Genomic DNA, 20,829 nt, shown 5'->3' with positions numbered 1-20,829 from the left:
ACGAAGAAAGGTAATACCGTTTCAAAAGTTTTCGGCCGAATCCCGGGTCCTGATACCGATCGCCGCCTTCGCGAGCAGGGTGAACACGAGCGCGCCGAGCGCCCACATCGCCCCGGCCATGACGACTTCGGGGACGGTAAAGGACGGTTCGTACACCTCGCCCAGTGGCGAGACGACGAACACCGAGATGAACAGGATGACCCCTTTCTCGAGGAAGACGCCGAGGAAGGCTGCTCCGGCCCCGATCGAGAGCGTCCGGATGTGCCGCCGGGCGCGGGGATGGAGCAAGAGGAGGAGGGCCCCGACCTCGAGCGCGATGGAGAGCCACATGACCGGCGTCAGCATGTTGTAGGTCGTGCCGGCGTGGTCCAGACCGAAGAGGAGATACTGCATCGTGAGGCCGTGTTCGGTCCCCGTCCACGTGAGCATGAATATCTCGGAGAGCACGGCGAAGACGTTCACCGCGAGAGCGATGACAACTACGTGGCCAAGCGTCGAGAGGGTCCGATCCTCGATGTCGATGTCGGTCAGGGCGAGCGCCCCCGACGCGGACCGGCGGATCGCCAGGAGCACGAGGATGGCGAGAGCGGACCCAGCGGCGGCCGCGCTCGTGATGAATCGCGGCACCATCAGCGCGGTGTACCACAGGCTCCGGATCGGATTGACGATGATGATCGCCGCGACGACCGCCTGCAGCGCCAGGGCACCGGCCACCGCGAGGTACGCCCCGTATCGCACCCAGGGATGGGGTCGTTCGCCGTGATAGCGTTTGAAGAGCACGTACCCGGGAACGACCAGTGCGACTAGCAGGAAGCCGTTGAGTACGACGACGTCCCAGGGTAGCATCGACATTGGGAAGTTCGGCGTCCCCACGATGGGGAAGATGTAGACGAGTCGCTCCAGACTTCCCAGCATCGAAAGAACGCTCGCGATGGAGACGATCGCTCCGCTGACGGCCAGCGCCCACCCGAAGACCGCGACCGACTCGAAGTCCGGCCGCGCGTAGACGTACGCGATGGCGACGACGACGATCGCACCGGCCGCGATCCCGTCGAAGAAGGGGAACTGGGCATACGCGAGCGTGGCCCACGGGTTCAGGTGGCGGGCGCTCGTGATGATGAGACCGTGCTGGACCTGCTGGGCGTAGGTGTACAGTCCGAGCACGATCCCGATCGCGAGGGCGGCGAGCCAGGCGTAATAGCGGGTCGAACCCGTCAGTGCGTGGGTCACGCCGGCTTTCAGGAACGATGCGAGGCGCCGGGTGGTACTCCGTGTCGAGGTCTGTGGCGTTGACATGGTACTACTCCGTGAAGTAGAAGAACTTCGGTTCGGTCCCGAGTTCCGGACGGAGTCGGAACACCGGCTTCTCGTCGAGGATCGTCCGGATCTCGCCGGATTCGTCGAGGAGGTTGCCGAATTTTCGGGCCCCGACCGGACACGCGTCGACGCAGGCCGGATACTCCCCCTCGCGGGTCCGCTGGACGCAGAACGTGCACTTCTCGACGACCTCCCCCGGTCGGGGACGGTTCCCCAGATAATGCATCTCGGGGTTGACCTCGTCGTCGGGGAGTTCGGGGTGGCTGAAGTTGAACCGTCGGGCGTCGTACGGGCAGTTGGTCACACAGTACTTGCAGCCGATACACCGATCGTAGTCGACGACGACGATCCCGTCCTTTTCCTTCCAGGTCGCCTGTACCGGACACACCTCGGTACAGGATGGGTCCTCGCATTGCTGGCACTGGACGGGGAGATACCAGGCGTCCTCTTCGGGCACCGCCTCCGGATCGTAGTAGTGATCGCTTTCCTCCCAGTCGACCCCGGCGGAGACGTCGCCGAACTCGCTGGAGACGTCCATCCCGATCGGCCCGTCTCCCTCGGGGTCGACCTCGATCTCGGAGTCTTCGAAGCGGAGGACCCGGATCCAGTGGAGTTGGTTCGACGCCGGGTTCTCCTCGGTCTCACGAGAGATATTGTTCTCATCCGCGCACGCGTACACGCACTGCCGGCACCCGATACAGGCCTCGACGTTCAACGCGTATCCGAACACGGTGTCGTCAGGTGGCTTCGTCGTCGAGACCTCGATCTCCGGTGTATCGTACTCCTCCTGGAGACGCGACTCCAGTCTATCGACGAGCTGTTCTCGCTCCGTCGCGTCCATTTTCTTGTAATGTTTCTGGAGGAGATCGGCTGCTTCGGGCTGCTGTGACGCTGCTACCCCGCCGATGGCGAAGGTAGCCGCGCCGGCCGTGGCTTTCAGTACGTGTCGGCGGTCCTCGTCGACGCCGTCGTCGTCCGCGTCCGGTACACCGGGATCGGTCGTGGAATCACTCATGGTCGCCTCCTGAGATCGAGTGCCGCGTACCCGAGGAGTCCCGCGATCAGCGTCCCGGCGAGCCCGACTGCCGCGTAGTAGCCACCCGGCAACACGGCCTGGGCGACCGCGGGGCCGGCGGGCGGTTCCTCGGGGGCTGGGTCTGGCTCGATCGCGTGGAACTCGGGATCGTGTGGGTCGTGACAGTCCGTACAGTACTTATCCGGGACCGGCTCCTCGTAGGAACCCGTCCACTTTCCATGCACCTGGTTGGTCCAGTCCTCGTAGACCGGGCCGTGACAGGACGCACACTGCTTGGTCTCGTTTTCGGTCGTCCACGCGACGGTGCTGCCGTTCGGCAGCCGAAGTTCGTTCATGTTGTCCGCCGCGTGGCAGTCCAGACACCACTGTCCATCGGCGTGTTCGAGGTCGAATTCGTGGTTGGGCTGGTATTTCACCTCGTTTTCGAGGTCGCGAGGCGTTCGGTTCGTCTCCATCGTCGCGTGACACCGCTCGCACGTCGCTTCCTCGTCGGCCGACGGCCAGTCCTCTTCGAACGCGGTAGCGTGTGCGTCCGGGGTGGCGACGTCCTCGCCGCCCGCCCCGGGCGGGCCAGTTCCACCGCCTGCGGTGGCGATGCCGGTAAACACGCCGACGACGGCGAGTACCAGCAAGAACGTCGTAACTACGGCTGGGTGATCCTGCTGACTGCCCATATTTCGTCCACGTACCGCCTTCAGTATAAAACTCCGGTTGCGAGGGGCAAACGTTATCCTTCGAGCCCCGCTCGTCTCGCGTATGGGCGCATCGAAGACCATTCGCGATACCGCCGTTCTCCCGGCCGGCGCGCTCCTCTTCGGGCTGGCCTCGTTCGTCGCGATGTTCGTGTTCACGACTCCGCGCATGTACGGCGTCGTGGCCCCCGTGAACTACATCGGGTACTGGCATATCGCCCTGGCCTGGGTGAGCGGTGTCGCACTCCTGATCACCTTCGGGGCGAGCGCGTGGTACCTCCACACCAGAACCCGCCGGTTCAACCTCCTGGCTCACAGCACCGGGGAGGTCGGCTTCGTGTTCCTGACCGGCACGCTCGCGATGGGAAGTATCTGGGGCAGCGAGATGTGGGGGACCTACTGGTCGTGGGGCGACGTCAGGCTCGTGACGCTGTTCATCACCTGGCTCGTCTATCTCGGGTACCTGCTGGTGTTCGCGGCGACACGCGATTCCGAGGACCGGTTCGCCGCCGCTTACGGCGTGCTCGGGTTCGTCACCATTCCGGTCTCCTACGTCTCGACCCGGCTGTGGAACCCGGCGTTTCACGATCCGACGGTCGGGGCCGAATCGAGTGGGACCGTCATCGAACCGACCGCGTTACTCCTGGCCATCGTCGCGGTGACCGTGCTGTTCGTCTCGCTCGCTGCGGTCAGGTATCGCGTGCATCGAGTCCGTGACACCGTCATTTGTGCAACCGGAGGTCGATAGCCATGTACCTCAAACTCCTCGTCGCGTACGGCATCGTCTTCACCCTGATCGTCGGCTACCAGTACTACCTGCAGCGCTCGCTGTCCCGCCTCGAAGAACGGCTGTAGGCCACTCGTTTTCGGTGTCGATCGCCACGCGAATCGGCGTTCGGTGCCGCCTGCTCCTTCAACGCGTCACCGGTGGTACGCCGGCAACCGAGTCTGGGTCCGCGGTGGCGTCGCGTTACTGCTCGTGGGACTTGACCATCACGGAGGAAGCCTCGAACCGACCGTCGTCGTAGGTACCTTCGAGGACGACGATTCGGCCGGATTCGAGGGTCGCCGGGATCGAATCGTCAGTGACTACCGCGGGGACACTCGCCTCGGTGGCGTTATCGTCGACCGTGCGCGTCTCTGAGCTATTGCCGACCACGGTCAGGGTAACGGTATTCCCGATTCGGACGTCGGTCGCCAGCCCCTCGAGGATGACGTACTCGCCGTCGTACTCTCCGGACTGGAGGTCGCCCGGGGAGACCTTTGCGGTGGTCGTCCCCATCGAGGTCGAGACGACCCCGACGAGGACGGCGATCACGATGGCGCCCAGGAGGATGCGATGGGTTCGTTTCATGAGTTCTCGATGGATGGTGAGGACGCGGCGTTCTCGGATCGATGCCCGGCGGACTCGCCGATCTGGAATACCGTCGAGACGGTCTCGAGGGTCTCGTAGTCGTCGTCGGCCGCGGCCTCCTTGATCGACTTCGTCGGCGTGGCGAGCAGGCGGTTGACGATCGAGGAGGCGAACTGCTCGAAGACCGCCTCGTCGACGTCGGCGTCGACGCAGTCGATGGCTCGCTCGGTCTCCTCGCGACGGATCCGCTCGGCCTCGCTGTAGATGCGGCCCAGCATCTCGTCCGCGCGGCGACGTTTGAGGAGGTCCGCCAGCTGGTCGAGTTCGGACTCGACGATCGCCTCTGCCCGATCGCGGACCGATTCCCGGCGTTCGATAGACTCGTCGACGGCGGCACCGATGTCGTCGATGTCGTACAGGTCGATCCCACTCGCCTCGGCGACGGAATCGTCGATGTCCCGTGGGTTCGCCAGGTCGATCGCGAGCAAGCGCTCCCCGTGGAGGTCGTCGTACTCAAAGATCCGGTGTGGAGCGTCCGTGGCACTGAACAGGACGTCGACGTCTGGGAACCGACTCGCCACTGAGTCGAAACAGGTCGCCGTGGCCCCGACCGCGTCAGCGAGTTCGCGTGCGGTCTCGTAGGTCCGATTCGTGACCAGGACCTCGGCCCCCCGATCCGCGAGGGGACCGGCGACGCTTCGCCCCATCTCCCCTGCGCCGACCACGAGTGCCGTCGCCCCCGAGAGCCCCTCCAATCGTCGATTTGCGAGATCGACGGCCGCCGTCCCCATCGAGGCGTGCCCCTCGTTTATCGCGGTCTCGGAGCGGACGCGTTTGCCCGTACGAATGGCCTTATCGAGGACCGTTTCCAGCGGGCCGCCGAGGTCCTCGCGGGCCTGCTCCGTGGCCGTCGAGAACTGGCCGAGGATCTCGTCCTCCCCCACGACCATGCTCTCGAGGCCGGCAGCCACCTGGAGGGCATGCCGTGCGACTGCTTCGCCCTGGGCCCGGTCGACGACCTCCTCGGGCACCTCGATCCGGTCGAGTTCCCGAGCGATGGTCGTCGGCGGGCCGCGCACGTACAGCTCCACCCGGTTGCAGGTCTGGAGGACGAAGGCCTCGCTGGCACCATGGGCCAGCAATCGCTCGCGCGTCGCTTCCACGTCGACCGACCGTGCGGCTTCGATCGTCGAGAGTGAGGCTCGCCTGTGCGTGACGAATGCCCCATGCAGAGCTTCCATGCTGCTCACCAATATGCGTAATTAGATAGTCCGGGGTTAAATAACCTGCCCACGGCGGGCCGATGATGCTCAGCGCAGACGGCGTGAAAACCGTGAACGGGCCGATCAGTAGCCGCGGCGCCAGTAGAGGCCCACGGCCCCGACACCGAGGACGCCGACCCCTGCCATCGCTCCGGCACCGATGCCGGGGATTCCGGTGGGCAGGCGCGGCGCGACCGTTGCCGGTCGTTGTTCCTCGACCGACTCGTCGTCCACGCTCTCCTGCTCTTCTCCTTTTTCCTCTTTCGGCTCGGTGCCCGCGTCGGTACTCTCGATGACGTCCTTCATGTGGGCGAGTTGCAGGACGTCTTTCTCTACCTCGTAGGAGCCGTGCCAGTGTTCGTAGTCAGGGCCACCCATCATCGCACCCATCCGCCACTGGCGACCTTCGTGATGCCACATCTCCCAGTGGATCTTGTCGACCCAGCTCTCGCCGTAGGGGGAGGCGACGGGAGCCTGGTCTTTGATCGGCTCGTAATATTTCACGGTCGCGGCCGTGAACACGGCGTTGTACTGGTCGATGACCTCGTCACGTTTCATGAACTCCTGATTGACCCAGGTCTCGGAGTGACACTCCGTACAGACGGATTTCATGCGTTCGCGTTTGACCTCCGCCGGAGCCTGGGATTCACCGTCGTAGGAGTCCCAGCGCGTGGGCTCGTAGTCCTCGTCGATCTGTGGGTACTGTTCGTCGTTCTCTACGACGTACTCCTCGTAGAGATCAGGACGGTGGGTCTCGAGGGCGGCGAACGGGTTCGGCGCGCCGGCGGGGACGGAATCCAGCGTCCCCTCCTCGAGATCGTACTGCTCCTCGTAGTGAGCTGCCACCTCGTCATCGAGCTCGTAGTCCGACTCGCCGGTCATGTACTTCTCGGAGGTCGGGTAGGAGTAGACCGTCTCCGTGGTCCACTTCAGGCGGGAGCTCACGTCGTGGGTAGCCTCGTTGTCGTTGAGGCCGGACACGTGACAGACCGCGCAGGTCGGCGCCTTCACGTCGTCGGTGGTCAGCTGCTCGGCCCCGAGGTCCATCTCGTCCTCGTAGTGGTGGTACATCTTTCCGTGCTTGGACTCCTTCCAGATCTCCTTCTGGGGGTGGTCCGGGCCGAGGTGACACTTGGTACAGGAGCCGGACGACCGAGCCTGCTCCAGACTGAAGCTATGCTGGGGATGACAGGCCGCACAGGAACCGATCGATCCGTCGGGGTTGAACCGCCCCATTCCCTGGTTCGGATAGCCCTGAATCGTCACGTCGTCCTCGGGCTCGTTCGGGTTCTCGTCGTCGAGGACCTTCAGCTCGGCGCCGTGGCACGACTGGCAGCCCATTTCGGCGGTCGCTCGGGCGTTGTTCGACAGCACGTTGTCGTTCCACCCGGTCGGCATCGCTGCGTCGCCGGCGTCGGCGTTCGAAAGTGCGCTCGCCGAGTAGAACGCCGACTCGTCGTGCATGCTATCGTGGAACTCCTCGGTCTCCTCGGCGTGACAGTCCGAACAGTCCTTCGGCGTCACCAGCGGCGAGATGACATTGCCGAAGTGCTTCTGTGCTGACGGCTCGTCGTCAGCAGCCTCGTGACAGTCGAGACAGGAGATGCCCGAATCGTAGTGGGCACTCGTCTTGAAGTCCTCGACCATCCCGGGATGGTTGTCTTCGTGACAGGCGATACAGCGTTGCGTTTCGTTGTCCACCGGGGCCCCTTCCTCTAGCGTCTCGTCGGCCACGTCGACGGTTGTCGACGTGTCGTCGGCGGGCTGCGCGGAAGCCAGGGTCGGCGCAGCCGCGCCGGCGCCCACCAGGACGGTGACCACCACCGCCAACCCGATCACCCATGCCACGGTACGGACTGGGTATTCAGTCATGGTCGATACCTCATATGCGGGAGTAGTGATGGCCTCTCCTTAAAGCCTGTCCTCGCTTCTCAGGCCGTGAAGAGCCCGCTGAGGCCTTTACGATTCGTCAGGTCAACGGGGTGGACTCGTCAGGGTTGCAACTTGTCCACCCCCGTCGAACCCGGCGACGACCGACCCGCTCGGCCAAAACCGTCCCGACCAGGCCGGACACTAATAATAACTAAACAAACATTTAAACACACCCTTTGTCTATGCCAAATCATCGACTATCTGATTAGAACGGTGAGTGAACGATGCCGCCCTTGACAGTGCGAAGGTATTTACCGGACAACCCGGTACCAGCGAATAATGGGCGACGGATGTAAAATCGACGCACTGGCGGATCGGTTCGCGCTGACCGCACCCACGAGTGCGACCGAGGACATCGACGAGTACCTTCTCGTCCGCTGGCGCGGCGACGATGGTCGGCCCGCCGACGGCTACGGGACGCTGACGGAGTGGTTCAACAAGCAGTTGTTGGGACACTTCTACGAGAACGCGGGGCGGGAGACCCTCGGCGTGCGCCTGGACAGCGAATACGAAGCCCTCGTGGGCGAGGACGAATTGCTCCGGGCGGAGGTCGAGGACGACCTCGCCAGCGACGGGATCGACCCGGCCCGTGTGCGGGAGGCGTTCGTCTCGCGGAGTACGATGCGACGCCACCTGAATGACTGTCTGAACGGCAACAAGGACTCTTCGACAGGCGAATCGGACTGGGAACGTCGTAGCATCGACCTAACGCTGGACATGGCCGAGGGTCGGATTCGTGATGCTCTCTCGTCGCTGTCCGCGAAAGGAGCGTTTCCGGACCCCGATTCGGTAGAGATCGACGTGGAGGTCCAGGTCCGTTGCGTGGACGATCCCTACCAGATCCCACTGTCGGAGGCGCTGGCCGGGTCGTTCGAGTGCTCGGAGTCCAGGGGGTCGAACGTCGCATGACGTGGTCGATCGATATCGAGAACATCGCGGGTATCGAGCGGGGATCTGCGACGCTGGACGAGGGAGTGAACGCGGTGCGAGCCTCGAATTGGCAGGGGAAATCGAGTTTTCTCAAAGCGATCAAAGCCGCCTTCGGGATCGGGCGTCCGCTGACCGAGGGGGCCGACCGTGGTCGAGTCAGTATCGAGTCGGACGACTGGACCTCGACGATAGCCCTCGAGCGGGACGGCACGAGCGTTCACAGCGAAGGGGCGCCCGTGCTGGAATCGGAGTACGACCGGGTTCGGGTCGATCTGTTCGCGGCCCTCGACGAGACGAACCCGATCCGGCGGGCGGTTCGCGAGGGGGGCGACCTGAACGAGGTCCTGACCCGGCCGCTCGACGTCGAGGCGATCGACGAATCCATCGCGGAGATAAAACGCCAGCGAAGCGGAGTCGAGACGGAGCTCGAACGCGCCCGGGAGGCCGTCGACCGAATCCCCGCGGTTCGCGAGCGGATTGGTTCCCTCGAAGCGGAGATCGAGAGCCTGGAGGACCAGCAGGCCTCGATCCCGGCTGACGAGGGGGGAAGTGACACGCGCGACGAGTTGAGCGAAACCAGAGCGGAACGCGACCGGATCGCCGACCGGATCGAGCGTCTCGAGAGCACGACCGAACGGATCGAGGAGCGACTCGACGCCCATCGAGCGGAACTGGAGGGCCTCGAGGTCGAAGATCCGGCGGCCCTCGAGGAGGAGATCGACGCCGTTCGCGAGGAGTACGAATCCGTCGAACGACGGGCGGACCTCTTCCAGGACCTCTACACCGCGAACAAGCGGTTTTTCGAGTCGGACGCCCACGACGAGCTGGCGACGGTTCAACACGATTTGCTGGCCGACACCGTCGAGTGCTGGATCTGCGGCCAATCCGCCGATCGATCGTCGATCGAGGCGTCCCTCGAAACCCTCGGCGAGCGTGTGACCGACCTGCGGGAGGAGGTGCAAAGCTACGACGAGCAGCTCGAAAGCCTCGAAAGCCGTCGCGAATCGATCGCCAAGCGTCGGAACCGGCGGGATGAGCTGGAACGGAAGATCGCGACGTTACGGGAACGTCTGGCGGACCGTTCGGCGAGCCTCGAATCGGCTCGCGACCGCCTCGCCGAGCTCGAGGCGAAGGTCGAGGACCTTTCCGCGGCCGTCGAGACGGAGACGGACGCTCTCACCGACGTCGAGAGCGAGCTGAAGTACACCCGATCGAAGCTGACGGACCGACGCGAGGAGCTGTCCGACCTCGAGGCCGAAGCCGACCGTCTGGAGACCTTAGAAGAGGAGTACGACGAGATGACGGCGGAGATCGAACGCCTGCGAACCCGAAAAGAGCGCGTTCGGCGCGAAACGCGGGAAGCGTTCAAACGTCAGATGAACGCGCTTCTCGAGGTCTTCGAGACGGGATTCGAGGCCGCGCGGCTCACGGACAGCTTCGAGCTGGTGGTGGCCCGCCACGGTCGCGAGACGAACCTCGACGCCCTCAGTCAGGGCGAACGTGAGCTCCTGGGGATCGTCGTGGGCATCGCCGGGTACGAGGCCTTCGACGTCGCATCGGTCTTGCCCGTATTATTACTCGACAACCTCGGCGTCCTCACCGATCGGAACGTGGAGGCGCTCATTGAACAGCTCCGGCCACGGGCGGAGTACATCGTTTTCACTTCCTACCCCGAGCATACGGCGTTCGCTGGTCACGAGATCGACGTCGGTGACTGGGAAGTGGTCTCGGGCGACCAGTCGGTCGACACCGGCGTCTAGTCGAGCGAGAGCTGGTCGAGAATGGTCCGTTCGGCCCGTGCGAGCAACCGGGAGACGGCCTGTTTCGAGACGTCGAACCGCTTCGCGAGGGCCGCCTGCGAGGTCTCACGAGGGCGCTCGAAATAGCCCTCCCGATACGCCGTTTCGAGGACGCGCCGTTGCTTCTCCGTCAGTTCCGCGAGGTCCACGGTGTCTATGGTCGGCGACTGCCCGAGTTCGTCCTGATGGATGACGTGACGGACGGTCACCGAATCGAACAGGGCACGAAGCTCGTCGATCAGCGGCCAGACCCGCTCCTCATCGGAGACGAAGCCGTCGACGACGAAGCCTTCGGCCGTGACGCTGTGGACGGCCGGCGAGACGTCGTAATCCCGCATGACGACCAACGGACACGCCGCGATGTCGCTCGTCGAGCCGTGATACAACTGGCGGTCGGTCCCGTCCGCCCGGCGGATAACCACGTCGCACTCGTCCTCGTCGAAGTTGTGCTGGATGACATCGACGCGCTCGTCGGCTTCTGCGAGCAAACACCCATCGTTCGGAACGATCTCGATGCGGAACCGAACAGCACACTCATCTGCGCAGACCATCGGGTCGAGGCCGAGTTCGTCGGGCACGTCGTCGAATTTCGATGTGCTGGACGAGGGTTCCTGCATGAGTTGATTTTCATCGACTCGGGCGATCGTATACCCGCACGCGGGCCACCTCGGGCCGTATGTACTATACGTATACCTACGGGGAATCATCCTAAATAAGTAACCCCATCTTCATCGTTGTTTGATGCGTGATCGATCTTTATAGAGCGGACCATTCCCCACGCCAGTCTCGAAGGTGCGCCTCTCCTGGCGGACCCTGGCGGCTCACCCTCTCTCATTAACTTCCCACCATCAGCTCTCATACCCACGACGGGAAGCGACATCATTCAAGTAGGTCGGGCGTCGAGTTCCAACTGTCTATGTCGGGATCACGTGAGGAGCACCGAATCGCCGTTATCGGGGCGGGAATGTCCGGGCTGGCGACGGTCCACTATCTTCCCGACGAGTTCGACGTCGTGGTCTACGAGGCCGACGACGAGGTGGGCGGGGTCGTCTCGTCGCTCCACCGGGACGGCCACGTGCTCGAGACCGGGCCACAGCGCCTGCGGTCGACGGGACCCGTCGAGGCCTTCATCGACGCCTACGACCTCCACGACGAGGTCGTCGTCGGCGACGACGATCAACCCCTCTTCGCGTACTTCGACGGTGCCCTGCGACCAATGCCCCTCTCGGTCCGTCGAGCGATCACTACCGACCTGCTCTCCTGGCGGGGCAAGGCACGTGTCCTCCTGGAACCGCTGACCGGTCCCCCCCAGGACGACGAGACGGTCGCGGAATACCTCGCTCGTGCCTTCGGCCGCGAGGCGGCGACGCGCTTTATGGGGCCGCTGTACAGCGGCCTCTACGGCTCCGATCCGGATGAGATGTACGTCCGGTACTCCCTGGGCAAGGCCCTCGAGCACGCCGGCATCGAAGGCAGCGTCCTGCGGTCTGTCCTCGGTAAGCTCCGCGAGGGCGTCGACATCCCCGAGATCATCACCTTTACCGACGGTCTCCAGACGCTCCCGGCGGCGATTTACGACCGCCATGCCGAGAGCATCCACCTGGGGACGGCCGTCACTGACCTGGAGACGGCGGGGGAGGGCTATCGACTATACACAGAAGACGGTACCGACCCTGTGGATACCGTCGTCCTCGCCACGCCGGCGCCCACGGCCGGCAGTCTCCTCCAGTCGGTAGCGCCAGCGGCTGGGGACGCAATTGCCGGTCTCACGTACAACGCACTCGGCGTGGTTCATCTCCACTCGGCGTACGACGGCCACGGCCACGGGTTCCACGTCGTCGACGACGGCTACATCACCGGCGGCTCAACCTGGAACCACAGCATGCTCGGCCGCGAGGGGATCTACACCTCCTACGTCGCCAGCGGCGATCCGTCGACGCTGTCCACCGAACCGTCGGTCCTCGGGCGCCGTGCGGCGACCGAGTTCGAGGAGATCACGGGCGCGCCGGCGACGCCGATCGAGGTCACCGTGCTCCGGCCGGGAATGCCCGCCTACGACCGGTCGTGGACCAATTTGGACGCCCTCGAACTCCCCGAGGACATCCACCTCTGTACAGCGTTCACCGAACGCGCCGGGATCGTTGGCCGGCTCGTCGACGGAAAGCGGACCGCGACCGCCATCGCGGAACAGTAACGTGGCCGGGCGACACATAGCCGATAAGGAGACTCCCGAATATCTTCGCCCGGTGTCTCAGGTCTGGAAAACGCCGGACGGAATTTATGTCGTCTCGCCGGACACGTTCACTCGATGTCCCGTCGCTTGTGTGACTGCCTTTCGACGGCGTGGGTCCGAACCCGAATGCAACTGGTCGTTACGGTCCTGTTGGCCGTCGGCGGTCTCCAGTTCGTCGCCTGGGTCGCTCATTTCCGGTACGGAACGCCGTACGTACCGCTGCCGTCGAGCGTCGAAGCCTTTCTGCCACTCAGTGCCCTCGTCGGCGTGAAAGCCTGGGTGTCGACGGGATACGTGCCCGCAGTCCACCCGGCGGCGTTCGTGCTCTTCGTCGGCGTTCTCGCGACTGCCGTGGTCGTCCAGCGGGGGGTCTGCAGCTGGGCGTGTCCGGTCGGGTTCCTCCAGGAGCGTCTCCGGCTGGTCGCCGAGTCGATAGGAATCTCCCGACGCCGCCCACCAGAGCTCCTGGACTGGGGACTGCGGTCGATCAAGTATCTCGTTCTCGCGTTCTTCCTGCAGGTCATCGCCTTCGATTTCTCGGGGGCCGACGCGATCGCATTCCTCCAGTCGCCATATAACGCCGTCTCGGCCGTGAAGATGCTCGACTTCTGGCTCGCGCCCTCCCCCGCCGTCGTGGTGACCGTCGGCCTCCTCGTACTCGGAACGGTCTTCGTCGAAGACGTCTGGTGTCGGTATCTCTGTCCGTACGGGGCGCTCCTCGCGATCGTCGGGCGCGTGAGTCCCGTCTCGATCGACGTGGAACGGGATCGGTCCGCGTGTACCGACTGTGGCGCCTGTACGCGCGCCTGCCCGAACCGGATCGCGATCGACGAACTCGAAACCGTCTCGAACCTCGAGTGCACGCGGTGTAGCACGTGTATCGAGACCTGTCCGGAGGACGCGCTCACCTATTCGACGCTCGGCCGACGGGTTTCGCCGCTGGCCGTCGGCCTCGCCATCGTGGTGCTCGTCGGGACGGCTGTTCTCGTGGGCATGGCGACGGGCCACTGGAACTCCGCCGTGAGCTATCACGAGTGGGGTCGGCTGATACAGCAACTGGATACGGTCGGCCACCCACCGTATTGAGTGCGTTTGCGGCGGTTCTCGACCCCCGAGGTTCGGTGAGGGCGATCGTGGCTACTGGGCAGCATTCGGGTCGGTCCAAGACGGGTTCTCGGGTGGCTACTGATCGGGTGATTCGAGTGATAATCTCTCCCGTGCCTCTTCGAGCTGATTACGTGCCGATCGAATTCGAGTATATCGCTCGTGAGCGACCCCTCGACGACGGTGAACCTCACACTCTCATATTTCGACAACATATCTAATTTATAGGTACTATATATAACCGATATATTAGGAAACACTCGTTCCAGATCGGCCGCCTGCAATGGGGTGCAGGCGGCAAATCGCACCGTTCGTCGCACCCGAGCGTTTCACCGCCAATACCCCGTTTCTACGCCTCTCATCCTCTTCAATTGCAGGCTCCCGTTGGCCTTGGACGGGCGGTAATGAAGCCCGTTTTTGTCGGCAACAGTACGGGCTACCGAACTTGTCCGGGAAACGAAGAGGACACTCTACCGCTCAGAACCGTCGAATCGCAAGTCGACAGCCGGCACAGTCTGTTTGTCGGGCTGATCGAACTCGGTATGCGCTTCCGTTCCGTGATCCACGGCGGATGTCGCCATGCAAATATATACTTTTATCGATAGTTCAACGTAACTACCAACTATATAATATATTTCCCTCGCCCCCGAACGGTCGATCGCTTGGCACCCATCTCGGGCTGTCGCCCGAAACTCGAAGATTTCTGGGATGACGAGAGAGCGCTGCTCTGTCGAATCACGCCCTCCCTGAATCAACCCGCTTGTTACCGGCTCAGTTGTCGTTACGCCAGCATCCGCCGAGCGGAGCGAGGCGGTTCACTCGGTGCGAACGAAGTGAGCACCGAGGACGTTTTTGGTCCAGATTTTTGCGAGGAGGGTGCGCTTTGCGCACCCGACGAGTAAAAAGGTGGACGGGCACGATGGGATTTGAACCACGGTCGGACGTGCTCACTCCGTTGCGCACGCCCTCCCTGATTCAAATCCCGGTGCCGTTTGCTGCTCGCGAACGGTGCTCGCAGCAAAGCGGGCACGATGGGAGTCCCGTGAGCGGACGCGAACGGGACTAAATCGTGGCCGCGAGAAATCCCCGATTTCGAGCGGGCACGATGGGATTTGAACCCACGACCGTCGGATGTCTTCCCCCGACAGCGACGCTGCCGCGGATAGAAGTCCGACGCTCTATCCAGACTGAGCTACGTGCCCTGCGCTCGGCTATGCCCGTGCCAACTTTATATATATCGGCCTGTCCCGTCGCCCGACGGCCCTTTTAAGGTCCTGGCGGTCCAGTCTCCGGGTATCCACACTCCTCCCCCCGCTCCGTAGCCATGCAGGTACGCTCCCGCTCCACCCAGTCGTTCACCACCTCGAACGGGCCGAACAGCCACGCCGCTCCGCCACGCAACCGACCGCCGATCCCCACCGATCACCGATGAGCACCGACGCCGACACCCTCGACCTCGTGGTCACGACCGATCCCCAACCCGCTCGCGCCGACGAAGCCGGCATCGAACGAGCGGTCATGCGCCGCCTGGGGGTCGCCCCGGGCGAGTACGTCGCCGTCGAGGGCCGCGACCGGACCGTAGCCTCGGTCTCTCGAGCCAGCGTCGACACCGATGGCGTCGCACTTGGTCCGGCGGTCAGGGAGAACGCCGCCGTCGACCCCGGTGACCGCGTCACGGTGGCAAAGACCACTCTCGAACCTGCCTCGCAGGTCACCGTCGCCCCGACGCGGGCGGTGGACGTCCAGGAGGGCGAGGTGCCACTCGGCCGCGCACTGGCGGGGCGGCCGGTCTCGTCGGGCGACGCGGTCGACGCTACACTCCTCGACGGGACCCTCTCGCTCCCGTTCGTGGTCACCGACACGATACCCGACGAGCCCGTGTTGCTCACCGAGCAGACGACGGTCCTGGTCCGGGACGAACCGGTCCGCGAGGGTGGGTCGGCGTCGATCACCGTCGACGACGTCGGCGGTCTCGACGACGCGATCGGCACGCTCCGCGAGTCCATTACCAGCCCACTGACCGAGCCCGGGCGATTCGAGCGACTGGGCGAGCGCCGCGTCGGCGGCGTCCTCCTCACCGGGCCGGCGGGGAGTGGGAAGACCCTCCTCGCGCAGGCCGTCGCCACGGAGATGGACGTCCACGTCGTCTGGCTCGACAGTGCAGACGTCGCCGGCATGCGGTCGCCAGCGGTCGGCGAGGCGTGCTCGAAGGTGGTTCGCGAAGCCCGGGCCAACGCACCGACACTGGTGGTCGTTGACGAACTCGACGAGATCGCCCCGGCCGACGACCGGTCGACGGATCGGAGCCAGCGGATCGCGGCCCACCTCCGGTCGCTCGTCGACGCGCTCGCGGCCGAATCCGGCGTCGCCCTGCTCGGTATCGCGCGCAAGCCCGGCGACGTGGATCCGTCACTCCGCCGGGGCGGTCGCCTCGAACGCGACGTCTCGCTCGGGGTGCCGTCCAGCGAGGAACGCCGGGAGATTCTCGACGTTCGGACCAGGGACGTCACCCTGGGCGATGACGTCGATCTCGACGAGATCGCGGCGCGGACACACGGGTTCGTCGGGGCGGACCTCTCGGCGCTGGTCTCGGAGGCGGTGCTGGCCGCAGCGCGGCGCGAGGACGCCGACGCCGTCTCCATCCGGGATTTCGAACGGGCGCTCGCGGTCGCCGAACCCAGCGCGATGCGGGACCACCACGTGGACGTCCCGACCGTCACGTACGAGGACGTCGGCGGACTCGAGGAGGCCAAGCGGGCGCTCGTCCGGAGCGTGGAGTGGCCGATGCGGTTCCCCGACCTCTTCGAGTACATGGACGCGACGCCACCCCGTGGAATACTGCTCTACGGCCCCCCGGGGACGGGAAAGACCATGCTCGCGAAGGCGGTCGCCCACGCGACCGAGGCGAACTTCATCTCGGTGAAGGGGCCAGAGGTGCTCGACAAGTGGGTCGGCGAGAGCGAACGCGCGATCAGGGACATCTTCGAGACCGCCCGCCAGCACGCCCCGAGCGTGGTGTTCTTCGACGAGGTCGACGCCATCTCCCCGCGGCGGGGCGAGGACGTCGGCACCCAGGTGGTCGAACGGGTGGTCTCCCAGCTCCTCACCGAGATGGACGGCCTGGAGCCACTCGACGACGTGGTGGTCATCGGCGCGACCAACCGACCGGACGTCATCGACCCCGCCCTGGTCCGGACCGGGCGCTTCGAACAGTTGGTCGAGGTCGGGCTGCCCGACCGGGCCGCTCGCCGGGACATCTTCACCGTCCACACCGCCTCGGTGCCGATGGAAGGGGTGAACCTGGACGCACTCGCCGCGGAGACCGCCGGCTACACCGGGAGCGACATCGAGGCGGTGGTCCGAGAAGCGAGTCTGCTCGCCATCGAGGCCGCCGTCGAGGGCCGCCGGGGCGGTGATCCCCGGGTCACGGCCGAGGACTTCGCCCGGGGGCTGGCCGCGGTCACTCCCTCCGCCCCGCACGGTGGCGAGGGCGGCGACTGAGAGCGGAATCCAAAAGGCCCGGGCCCACCTACGTCGGCCCGATGCAGGTCATCGGTATCGTCGGACTACCGGGGAGCGGGAAGAGCGAAGCCGCGGCCGTGGCCCGCGAGATGGACATCCCGGTCGTCACGATGGGTGACGTAGTTCGAGCGGAGACGGCGGACCGGGGGCTCGACCCCGCCTCGGATCACGGACGGGTCGCGCAGGCGATGCGGGAGGAGAACGGGCTCGCCGCCATCGCCGACCGTTCGCTCCCGATCATCGAGTCGGCACTCGAGGACAGCGAGGTCGTTCTCGTCGACGGCATCCGCTCGGGCCACGAGGTCGCGGTCTTCGAGGCGGCGTTCGGCGACGAGTTCACCCTGATCGAGGTGTTCGCGCCCTTCGACCTCCGGGCGGAGCGGATCGCCGACCGGGGACGTGATGCCGCCGAGGACGACGGCGGTGAGTCCCTGGCCGAGCGCGACGAGCGCGAACGGGGCTTCGGTATGGACGACGCCATCGAGGCGGCCGACGTCACCATCGAGAACACGGACAGCCTCGAGGTCTTTCGCGACCGCGTCCGCACGCTCCTCGAGGAGGAACGAGACCGATGACGACCTACAAGATAGCCGTCCGACTCGAAGCCCCGGTCAACCCCACGGAGGTCGAAGAGCGGGTAGTCGAGACCATCACGACGCTCTTCCCCGAGAGCGAGGTCGCGACCCACGGCGACCGGGTGACCGCAACGACCCACGACGTCTCGCATTTCCGCAAACGGCTCTTCCAGCAGCGGATCCTGGACACCGCGCGGTCGGAGTTCTTCGCGAACCGGGGGCCAAACGGGTTCTCCTTCGAACTCACGAAACAGGCCGCCCGGAACGACGTGGTCAACTTCGCGGTCGGCAACCCCGACGAACTCGGCGACGTCCAGGTGGCTATCACCGTCCACGAACCGGACGTCGAAGCGTTCATCGACTACCTGGCGCCCGCGACGGAGGACGGCGAGCCACCCGAGTATCCGGGCGAGTGAGCCGGAGGGCTGCCGACAGTCAGGCGAACAACGTCACCATCACGTAGAGGGCGACGACCCCCAGCACGTCGCAGGTAACCGTGACCACGGGGATGACCACGTCGTCGGGGTCGAGGCCCAGGACGTAGGCACCGTAGGTCGTCGCGAGTGTAACGGCGACGGTCAACACCGAGAGCGCCGCGCCGCTCCCGGTGGCGATGGTGAGGACGGTTGTGAGCCCGAGCTCGGACCCGACTGTTCCGGCGACGATGGCCCACGCGCCGACGCCCACGATGGGGAACACGCTGAGGGCGAGCAGGACCGTCGCGAGGGTGTGCCCGACCAGGTCCTCGTTATCCAGGGAGAACGAGAGGGTCCCCAGGTGGAACGCCGTCGAGAGTCGACTGGCGAGCAAGCTCCCCAGACTCCCTGCCGTGCCGATGGTGACCGGGACGAGGATGAGCAACGAGGGGTGTTCGTAGAGCGCGTCTTCGAACCCACCGAGGACGAGTCCCGACCCGACCGCGACGATCGTGAGCACGAGCAGGACGGGCATGGTCGCCCGGAGGATGCCACGGAGGGTCCACTGCTGGGTGCCCTGCCCACCGAGCATCTACGCGACCCCCAGCGCGAGGACGATCTCGACGGCGATCAACAGAAAGCCGATACCGATGACGTCCCCGGTCGTCGTCACCAGTGGGCCCACGAGGGTGTCCGGGTCGATGCCGCGCCGGAACCCGAGCAGCATGACGACGATCACGACGACTGTCAACACGAGTCCCGCGAGGAAGGCCGCGAGTACGGCGATACCGAACAGCTCGGCCATCCCGGCGACCGGATAGTCGATCCAGCGGAGAATCACGACCGTGAGCATCGCGGCGAAGCCACTCGCGAGGATGTTGTTCGACATCGCGGCGATAACGGCGGCCTGGAGCCGGTCGTCCGGTCGGATGTGAGAATCGATCAGCCCCTGGTGGAGGCCGGAGGCGATGCGGGAGGCGAACGCACCGTAGACGTTTCCCCGGGTCGCCAGCAGCGCGGGGACGAGGACGAGCAAGCCGGGGAGCGCGGCGAGTTGCTCTTGCATCCCCCCGAGGATGACGCCGGCGGTCAACCCGCCGACCGCGCTCGCGGCGATGGGGGCGGCTCCCTCCCGGAAGCTCTCCACGACCACCTCGCGGACGCTCATGGGCGCACAACGCAGCGATACGATAAAAAGGCCCACGGCCTGGGTGGACTCTCAGAACGGACCGTTGCCGCCCAGGTCGCCCATGTCGCCGCCGCCTTCCATCTGTTTCATCATCCGCTGCATATCGCTGTCGCCCATCCCCTGGAACTGCTTGATGGCGCGGGACATCATCCGGTACTGCTCGAGCAACTCCCTGACGTCGTCCTCGGTGGTCCCGCTGCCGCGGGCGATACGCTCCGTGCGGCTCTGGCCGATGGAGCGCGGGTTCTCGAGTTCCCCCTCGGTCATCGAGTCCATGATGACGTCGAACGAGCGCATCCGTTCCTGGGTGACGTCCATCGCGTCGTCGGGCAACTGGTCCATGACGTTGCCGCCCATCCCCGGGATCATGTCCATGACCTGCCCCAGCGGGCCCATGCGGTCGATGGCCTTCATCTGGTGGCGCATGTCCTTGAGGGTGAACTCGCCCTGGAGCATGTCCTCCGGGTCCCAGTCCTCCTCTTCGGCTTCGGTCTCCTGCATCGCGCGCTCGACGCGCTCGGTGAGCTGTTTCAGGTCCCCCATGCCGAGGAGCCGGGAGATGAACCCCGAGGGCTCGAAGCGTTCGATGTCCTGGACGGTCTCGCCCGACCCGAGGAACGCGATGGTCGAGCCCGTCTCGTTGACGGCGGTCAGCGCCCCGCCACCCTTGGCCGTCCCGTCGAGTTTGGTGATGACGACGCCGTCGATGCCGATGGCGTCGTCGAACCGCTGGGCCTGCTCTTTGGCACCCTGGCCGATGGCCGCGTCGAGGACGAGCAGCCGGTTGTCCGGGTCGACCGTCGCCTCGATCTCCTCGATCTCGTCGATGAGATCTTCTTCGAGGGCGTGGCGACCGGCGGTGTCGACGATGTGGACCTCGGCCTCGCTCGTCGCCTCGAGTCCCTCGCGAGCGATGGTGACGGGGTCGTCCTCGTCCGGATCGCCGTAGAAGGAGACCTCGGCGGATTCGGCCATCTGCTTGGCCTGGTCGTACGCGCCGGGGCGGAAGGTGTCGGTCTGGATGACCGCGGGGCGCAGTCCCTTCTTCGAGAACCACCAGGCCATCTTGGCGGCGGTCGTGGTCTTCCCCGACCCCTGGAGGCCGGCGAGCAGGATGGTCTGCTCTTCGAGCGGTAGCTCGGTGGAGTCGCCGACGAGGGCGACGAGTTCTTCGTAGACGATCCGGAGGACGTGGTCCCTGGCGGTGGTCCCGCCGGGCGGTTCCTCGTCGAGGGCCCGGGATTTGATGTCCTCGGAGAGCGCCATGACGAGGCCCGTGTCGACGTCGGCCTGGAGCAGCGACCGCTGGATCTCCTTGACGACCTCGTCGACGTCCTCCTCGCTGATGCGGGACTTCCCACGGAGTTTGTCGAGTGTCCCCCGCAGGGAACTCCCGAGGTCGTCGAGTACCATCGTAGTACCCTTCCGTAGGCCGTCGGGCCATTAAAGGCCTTGTCTCCCTGCCCCG

General features: G+C 65.2%; 19 protein-coding genes and 1 tRNA gene. 9 read left to right on the top strand and 11 right to left on the bottom strand.

The window, feature by feature from the left end; genetic code table 11:
- Positions 1–21: 21 nt before the first annotated feature.
- From nrfD to HSRCO_RS14085, 3 genes are read right to left on the bottom strand one after another with little or no spacing between them, the layout of a single operon-like run.
- Positions 22–1,296, bottom strand: a complete 1,275-nt coding sequence (gene nrfD, locus HSRCO_RS14095; protein ID WP_259518278.1) for an NrfD/PsrC family molybdoenzyme membrane anchor subunit — start codon at positions 1,294–1,296, stop codon at positions 22–24.
- Between the two features lie 4 nt (positions 1,297–1,300).
- The gene (locus HSRCO_RS14090; protein WP_259518277.1) at positions 1,301–2,332 is read right to left on the bottom strand and encodes a 4Fe-4S dicluster domain-containing protein; all 1,032 of its coding nucleotides are present in this window, start codon (positions 2,330–2,332) and stop codon (positions 1,301–1,303) included.
- Complete coding sequence (locus tag HSRCO_RS14085; RefSeq protein ID WP_259518276.1) at positions 2,329–3,027, bottom strand: cytochrome c3 family protein; 699 nt, start codon at positions 3,025–3,027, stop codon at positions 2,329–2,331. Before HSRCO_RS14085 ends, HSRCO_RS14090 begins: the two co-directional genes overlap by 4 nt.
- An 82-nt stretch (positions 3,028–3,109) precedes the next feature.
- Between HSRCO_RS14085 and HSRCO_RS14080 the strand changes: the two genes are divergently transcribed.
- Both HSRCO_RS14080 and HSRCO_RS14075 read left to right on the top strand, forming a co-directional pair.
- Entirely contained in the window at positions 3,110–3,793 is a 684-nt protein-coding gene (locus HSRCO_RS14080; RefSeq protein ID WP_259518275.1) for a cytochrome c biogenesis protein, read from the top strand.
- 2 nt (positions 3,794–3,795) lie between these two features.
- Entirely contained in the window at positions 3,796–3,900 is a 105-nt protein-coding gene (locus tag HSRCO_RS14075; protein ID WP_259518274.1) for a CcmD family protein, read from the top strand.
- Between the two features lie 115 nt (positions 3,901–4,015).
- Here the strand turns inward: HSRCO_RS14075 and HSRCO_RS14070 are convergent, their stop codons facing one another.
- From HSRCO_RS14070 to HSRCO_RS14060, 3 genes are all read right to left on the bottom strand, one after another.
- Entirely contained in the window at positions 4,016–4,399 is a 384-nt protein-coding gene (locus HSRCO_RS14070; RefSeq protein WP_259518273.1) for a cytochrome c maturation protein CcmE, read from the bottom strand.
- Positions 4,396–5,640 (bottom strand): glutamyl-tRNA reductase, encoded by a 1,245-nt coding sequence (gene hemA / locus HSRCO_RS14065; protein ID WP_259518272.1) that lies wholly within the window; start codon positions 5,638–5,640, stop codon positions 4,396–4,398. The genes HSRCO_RS14070 and hemA overlap by 4 nt, the downstream gene beginning before the upstream one ends.
- Positions 5,641–5,745: 105 nt before the next feature.
- Positions 5,746–7,533, bottom strand: coding sequence for a multiheme c-type cytochrome (locus HSRCO_RS14060; protein ID WP_259518271.1), 1,788 nt, complete (start codon positions 7,531–7,533; stop codon positions 5,746–5,748).
- 339 nt (positions 7,534–7,872) lie between these two features.
- On the opposite strand from HSRCO_RS14060, the gene rdfA reads away from it, so the two are divergent.
- Both rdfA and HSRCO_RS14050 read left to right on the top strand, forming a co-directional pair.
- The gene (rdfA, locus tag HSRCO_RS14055; protein ID WP_259518270.1) at positions 7,873–8,502 is read left to right on the top strand and encodes a rod-determining factor RdfA; all 630 of its coding nucleotides are present in this window, start codon (positions 7,873–7,875) and stop codon (positions 8,500–8,502) included.
- A complete protein-coding gene (locus HSRCO_RS14050; protein ID WP_259518269.1) occupies positions 8,499–10,283 on the top strand; it encodes an archaea-specific SMC-related protein in 1,785 nt (594 codons plus the stop codon). Before rdfA ends, HSRCO_RS14050 begins: the two co-directional genes overlap by 4 nt.
- Here HSRCO_RS14050 and HSRCO_RS14045 read toward each other — a convergent pair.
- Positions 10,280–10,939, bottom strand: a complete 660-nt coding sequence (locus tag HSRCO_RS14045; protein WP_259518268.1) for a helix-turn-helix domain-containing protein — start codon at positions 10,937–10,939, stop codon at positions 10,280–10,282. The genes HSRCO_RS14050 and HSRCO_RS14045 overlap by 4 nt on opposite strands.
- 299 nt (positions 10,940–11,238) lie before the next feature.
- Between HSRCO_RS14045 and hemG the strand changes: the two genes are divergently transcribed.
- Positions 11,239–12,516 carry a protoporphyrinogen oxidase gene (gene hemG / locus HSRCO_RS14040; RefSeq protein WP_259518267.1) on the top strand — a complete coding sequence of 426 codons (1,278 nt, stop codon included), beginning with the start codon at positions 11,239–11,241 and terminating at the stop codon, positions 12,514–12,516.
- 165 nt (positions 12,517–12,681) lie between these two features.
- Positions 12,682–13,641 carry a 4Fe-4S binding protein gene (locus HSRCO_RS14035; protein WP_259518266.1) on the top strand — a complete coding sequence of 320 codons (960 nt, stop codon included), beginning with the start codon at positions 12,682–12,684 and terminating at the stop codon, positions 13,639–13,641.
- Between the two features lie 1,115 nt (positions 13,642–14,756).
- Here the strand turns inward: HSRCO_RS14035 and HSRCO_RS14030 are convergent.
- Positions 14,757–14,861: transfer RNA gene (locus tag HSRCO_RS14030), tRNA-Arg, on the bottom strand.
- Positions 14,862–15,087: 226 nt separating this feature from the next.
- On the opposite strand from HSRCO_RS14030, the gene HSRCO_RS14025 reads away from it, so the two are divergent.
- From HSRCO_RS14025 to HSRCO_RS14015, 3 genes are read left to right on the top strand one after another with little or no spacing between them, the layout of a single operon-like run.
- Complete coding sequence (locus HSRCO_RS14025) at positions 15,088–17,160, top strand: AAA family ATPase (protein ID WP_259518265.1); 2,073 nt, start codon at positions 15,088–15,090, stop codon at positions 17,158–17,160.
- 41 nt (positions 17,161–17,201) lie between these two features.
- Positions 17,202–17,756, top strand: coding sequence for an AAA family ATPase (locus HSRCO_RS14020; protein ID WP_259518264.1), 555 nt, complete (start codon positions 17,202–17,204; stop codon positions 17,754–17,756).
- Positions 17,753–18,172 (top strand): RNA-binding domain-containing protein, encoded by a 420-nt coding sequence (locus HSRCO_RS14015; RefSeq protein WP_259518263.1) that lies wholly within the window; start codon positions 17,753–17,755, stop codon positions 18,170–18,172. The genes HSRCO_RS14020 and HSRCO_RS14015 overlap by 4 nt, the downstream gene beginning before the upstream one ends.
- Positions 18,173–18,191: 19 nt before the next feature.
- On the opposite strand, the gene HSRCO_RS14010 is transcribed toward HSRCO_RS14015, so the two are convergent.
- The 3 genes from HSRCO_RS14010 to HSRCO_RS14000 are packed head-to-tail and all read right to left on the bottom strand — an operon-like array spanning position 18,192 to position 20,774.
- On the bottom strand, positions 18,192–18,764 hold the full coding sequence (locus HSRCO_RS14010; protein ID WP_259518262.1) for a magnesium transporter: 573 nt from the start codon (positions 18,762–18,764) through the stop codon (positions 18,192–18,194).
- The gene (locus tag HSRCO_RS14005) at positions 18,765–19,340 is read right to left on the bottom strand and encodes a magnesium transporter (RefSeq protein WP_259518261.1); all 576 of its coding nucleotides are present in this window, start codon (positions 19,338–19,340) and stop codon (positions 18,765–18,767) included. It abuts the gene before it with no gap.
- A gap of 51 nt (positions 19,341–19,391) precedes the next feature.
- Positions 19,392–20,774 carry a signal recognition particle protein Srp54 gene (locus tag HSRCO_RS14000; protein WP_259518260.1) on the bottom strand — a complete coding sequence of 461 codons (1,383 nt, stop codon included), beginning with the start codon at positions 20,772–20,774 and terminating at the stop codon, positions 19,392–19,394.
- Positions 20,775–20,829: the final 55 nt, after the last annotated feature.

This window comes from Halanaeroarchaeum sp. HSR-CO, from assembly GCF_024972755.1.
In the GTDB taxonomy this organism is placed as follows: domain Archaea; phylum Halobacteriota; class Halobacteria; order Halobacteriales; family Halobacteriaceae; genus Halanaeroarchaeum.
Note: the sequence above shows the minus strand (reverse complement) of the source record. Positions and strands in the feature narration are given on the sequence as shown.

What these genes read in the sequence shown, in the direction of transcription:
- HSRCO_RS14035 (WP_259518266.1), top strand. Translation starts at nt 12,682, where the DNA reads ATGCAACTGGTCGTTACGGTCCTGTTGGCCGTCGGCGGTCTCCAGTTC.
- hemG (WP_259518267.1), top strand. Translation starts at nt 11,239, where the DNA reads ATGTCGGGATCACGTGAGGAGCACCGAATCGCCGTTATCGGGGCGGGA.
- HSRCO_RS14020 (WP_259518264.1), top strand. Translation starts at nt 17,202, where the DNA reads ATGCAGGTCATCGGTATCGTCGGACTACCGGGGAGCGGGAAGAGCGAA.
- hemA (WP_259518272.1), bottom strand. Translation starts at nt 5,640, where the DNA reads ATGGAAGCTCTGCATGGGGCATTCGTCACGCACAGGCGAGCCTCACTC.
- HSRCO_RS14005 (WP_259518261.1), bottom strand. Translation starts at nt 19,340, where the DNA reads ATGAGCGTCCGCGAGGTGGTCGTGGAGAGCTTCCGGGAGGGAGCCGCC.
- HSRCO_RS14090 (WP_259518277.1), bottom strand. Translation starts at nt 2,332, where the DNA reads ATGAGTGATTCCACGACCGATCCCGGTGTACCGGACGCGGACGACGAC.
- HSRCO_RS14085 (WP_259518276.1), bottom strand. Translation starts at nt 3,027, where the DNA reads ATGGGCAGTCAGCAGGATCACCCAGCCGTAGTTACGACGTTCTTGCTG.
- HSRCO_RS14060 (WP_259518271.1), bottom strand. Translation starts at nt 7,533, where the DNA reads ATGACTGAATACCCAGTCCGTACCGTGGCATGGGTGATCGGGTTGGCG.
- HSRCO_RS14010 (WP_259518262.1), bottom strand. Translation starts at nt 18,764, where the DNA reads ATGCTCGGTGGGCAGGGCACCCAGCAGTGGACCCTCCGTGGCATCCTC.
- nrfD (WP_259518278.1), bottom strand. Translation starts at nt 1,296, where the DNA reads ATGTCAACGCCACAGACCTCGACACGGAGTACCACCCGGCGCCTCGCA.
- HSRCO_RS14045 (WP_259518268.1), bottom strand. Translation starts at nt 10,939, where the DNA reads ATGCAGGAACCCTCGTCCAGCACATCGAAATTCGACGACGTGCCCGAC.
- HSRCO_RS14080 (WP_259518275.1), top strand. Translation starts at nt 3,110, where the DNA reads ATGGGCGCATCGAAGACCATTCGCGATACCGCCGTTCTCCCGGCCGGC.
- rdfA (WP_259518270.1), top strand. Translation starts at nt 7,873, where the DNA reads ATGGGCGACGGATGTAAAATCGACGCACTGGCGGATCGGTTCGCGCTG.
- HSRCO_RS14075 (WP_259518274.1), top strand. Translation starts at nt 3,796, where the DNA reads ATGTACCTCAAACTCCTCGTCGCGTACGGCATCGTCTTCACCCTGATC.
- HSRCO_RS14015 (WP_259518263.1), top strand. Translation starts at nt 17,753, where the DNA reads ATGACGACCTACAAGATAGCCGTCCGACTCGAAGCCCCGGTCAACCCC.
- HSRCO_RS14070 (WP_259518273.1), bottom strand. Translation starts at nt 4,399, where the DNA reads ATGAAACGAACCCATCGCATCCTCCTGGGCGCCATCGTGATCGCCGTC.
- HSRCO_RS14025 (WP_259518265.1), top strand. Translation starts at nt 15,088, where the DNA reads ATGAGCACCGACGCCGACACCCTCGACCTCGTGGTCACGACCGATCCC.
- HSRCO_RS14050 (WP_259518269.1), top strand. Translation starts at nt 8,499, where the DNA reads ATGACGTGGTCGATCGATATCGAGAACATCGCGGGTATCGAGCGGGGA.
- HSRCO_RS14000 (WP_259518260.1), bottom strand. Translation starts at nt 20,774, where the DNA reads ATGGTACTCGACGACCTCGGGAGTTCCCTGCGGGGGACACTCGACAAA.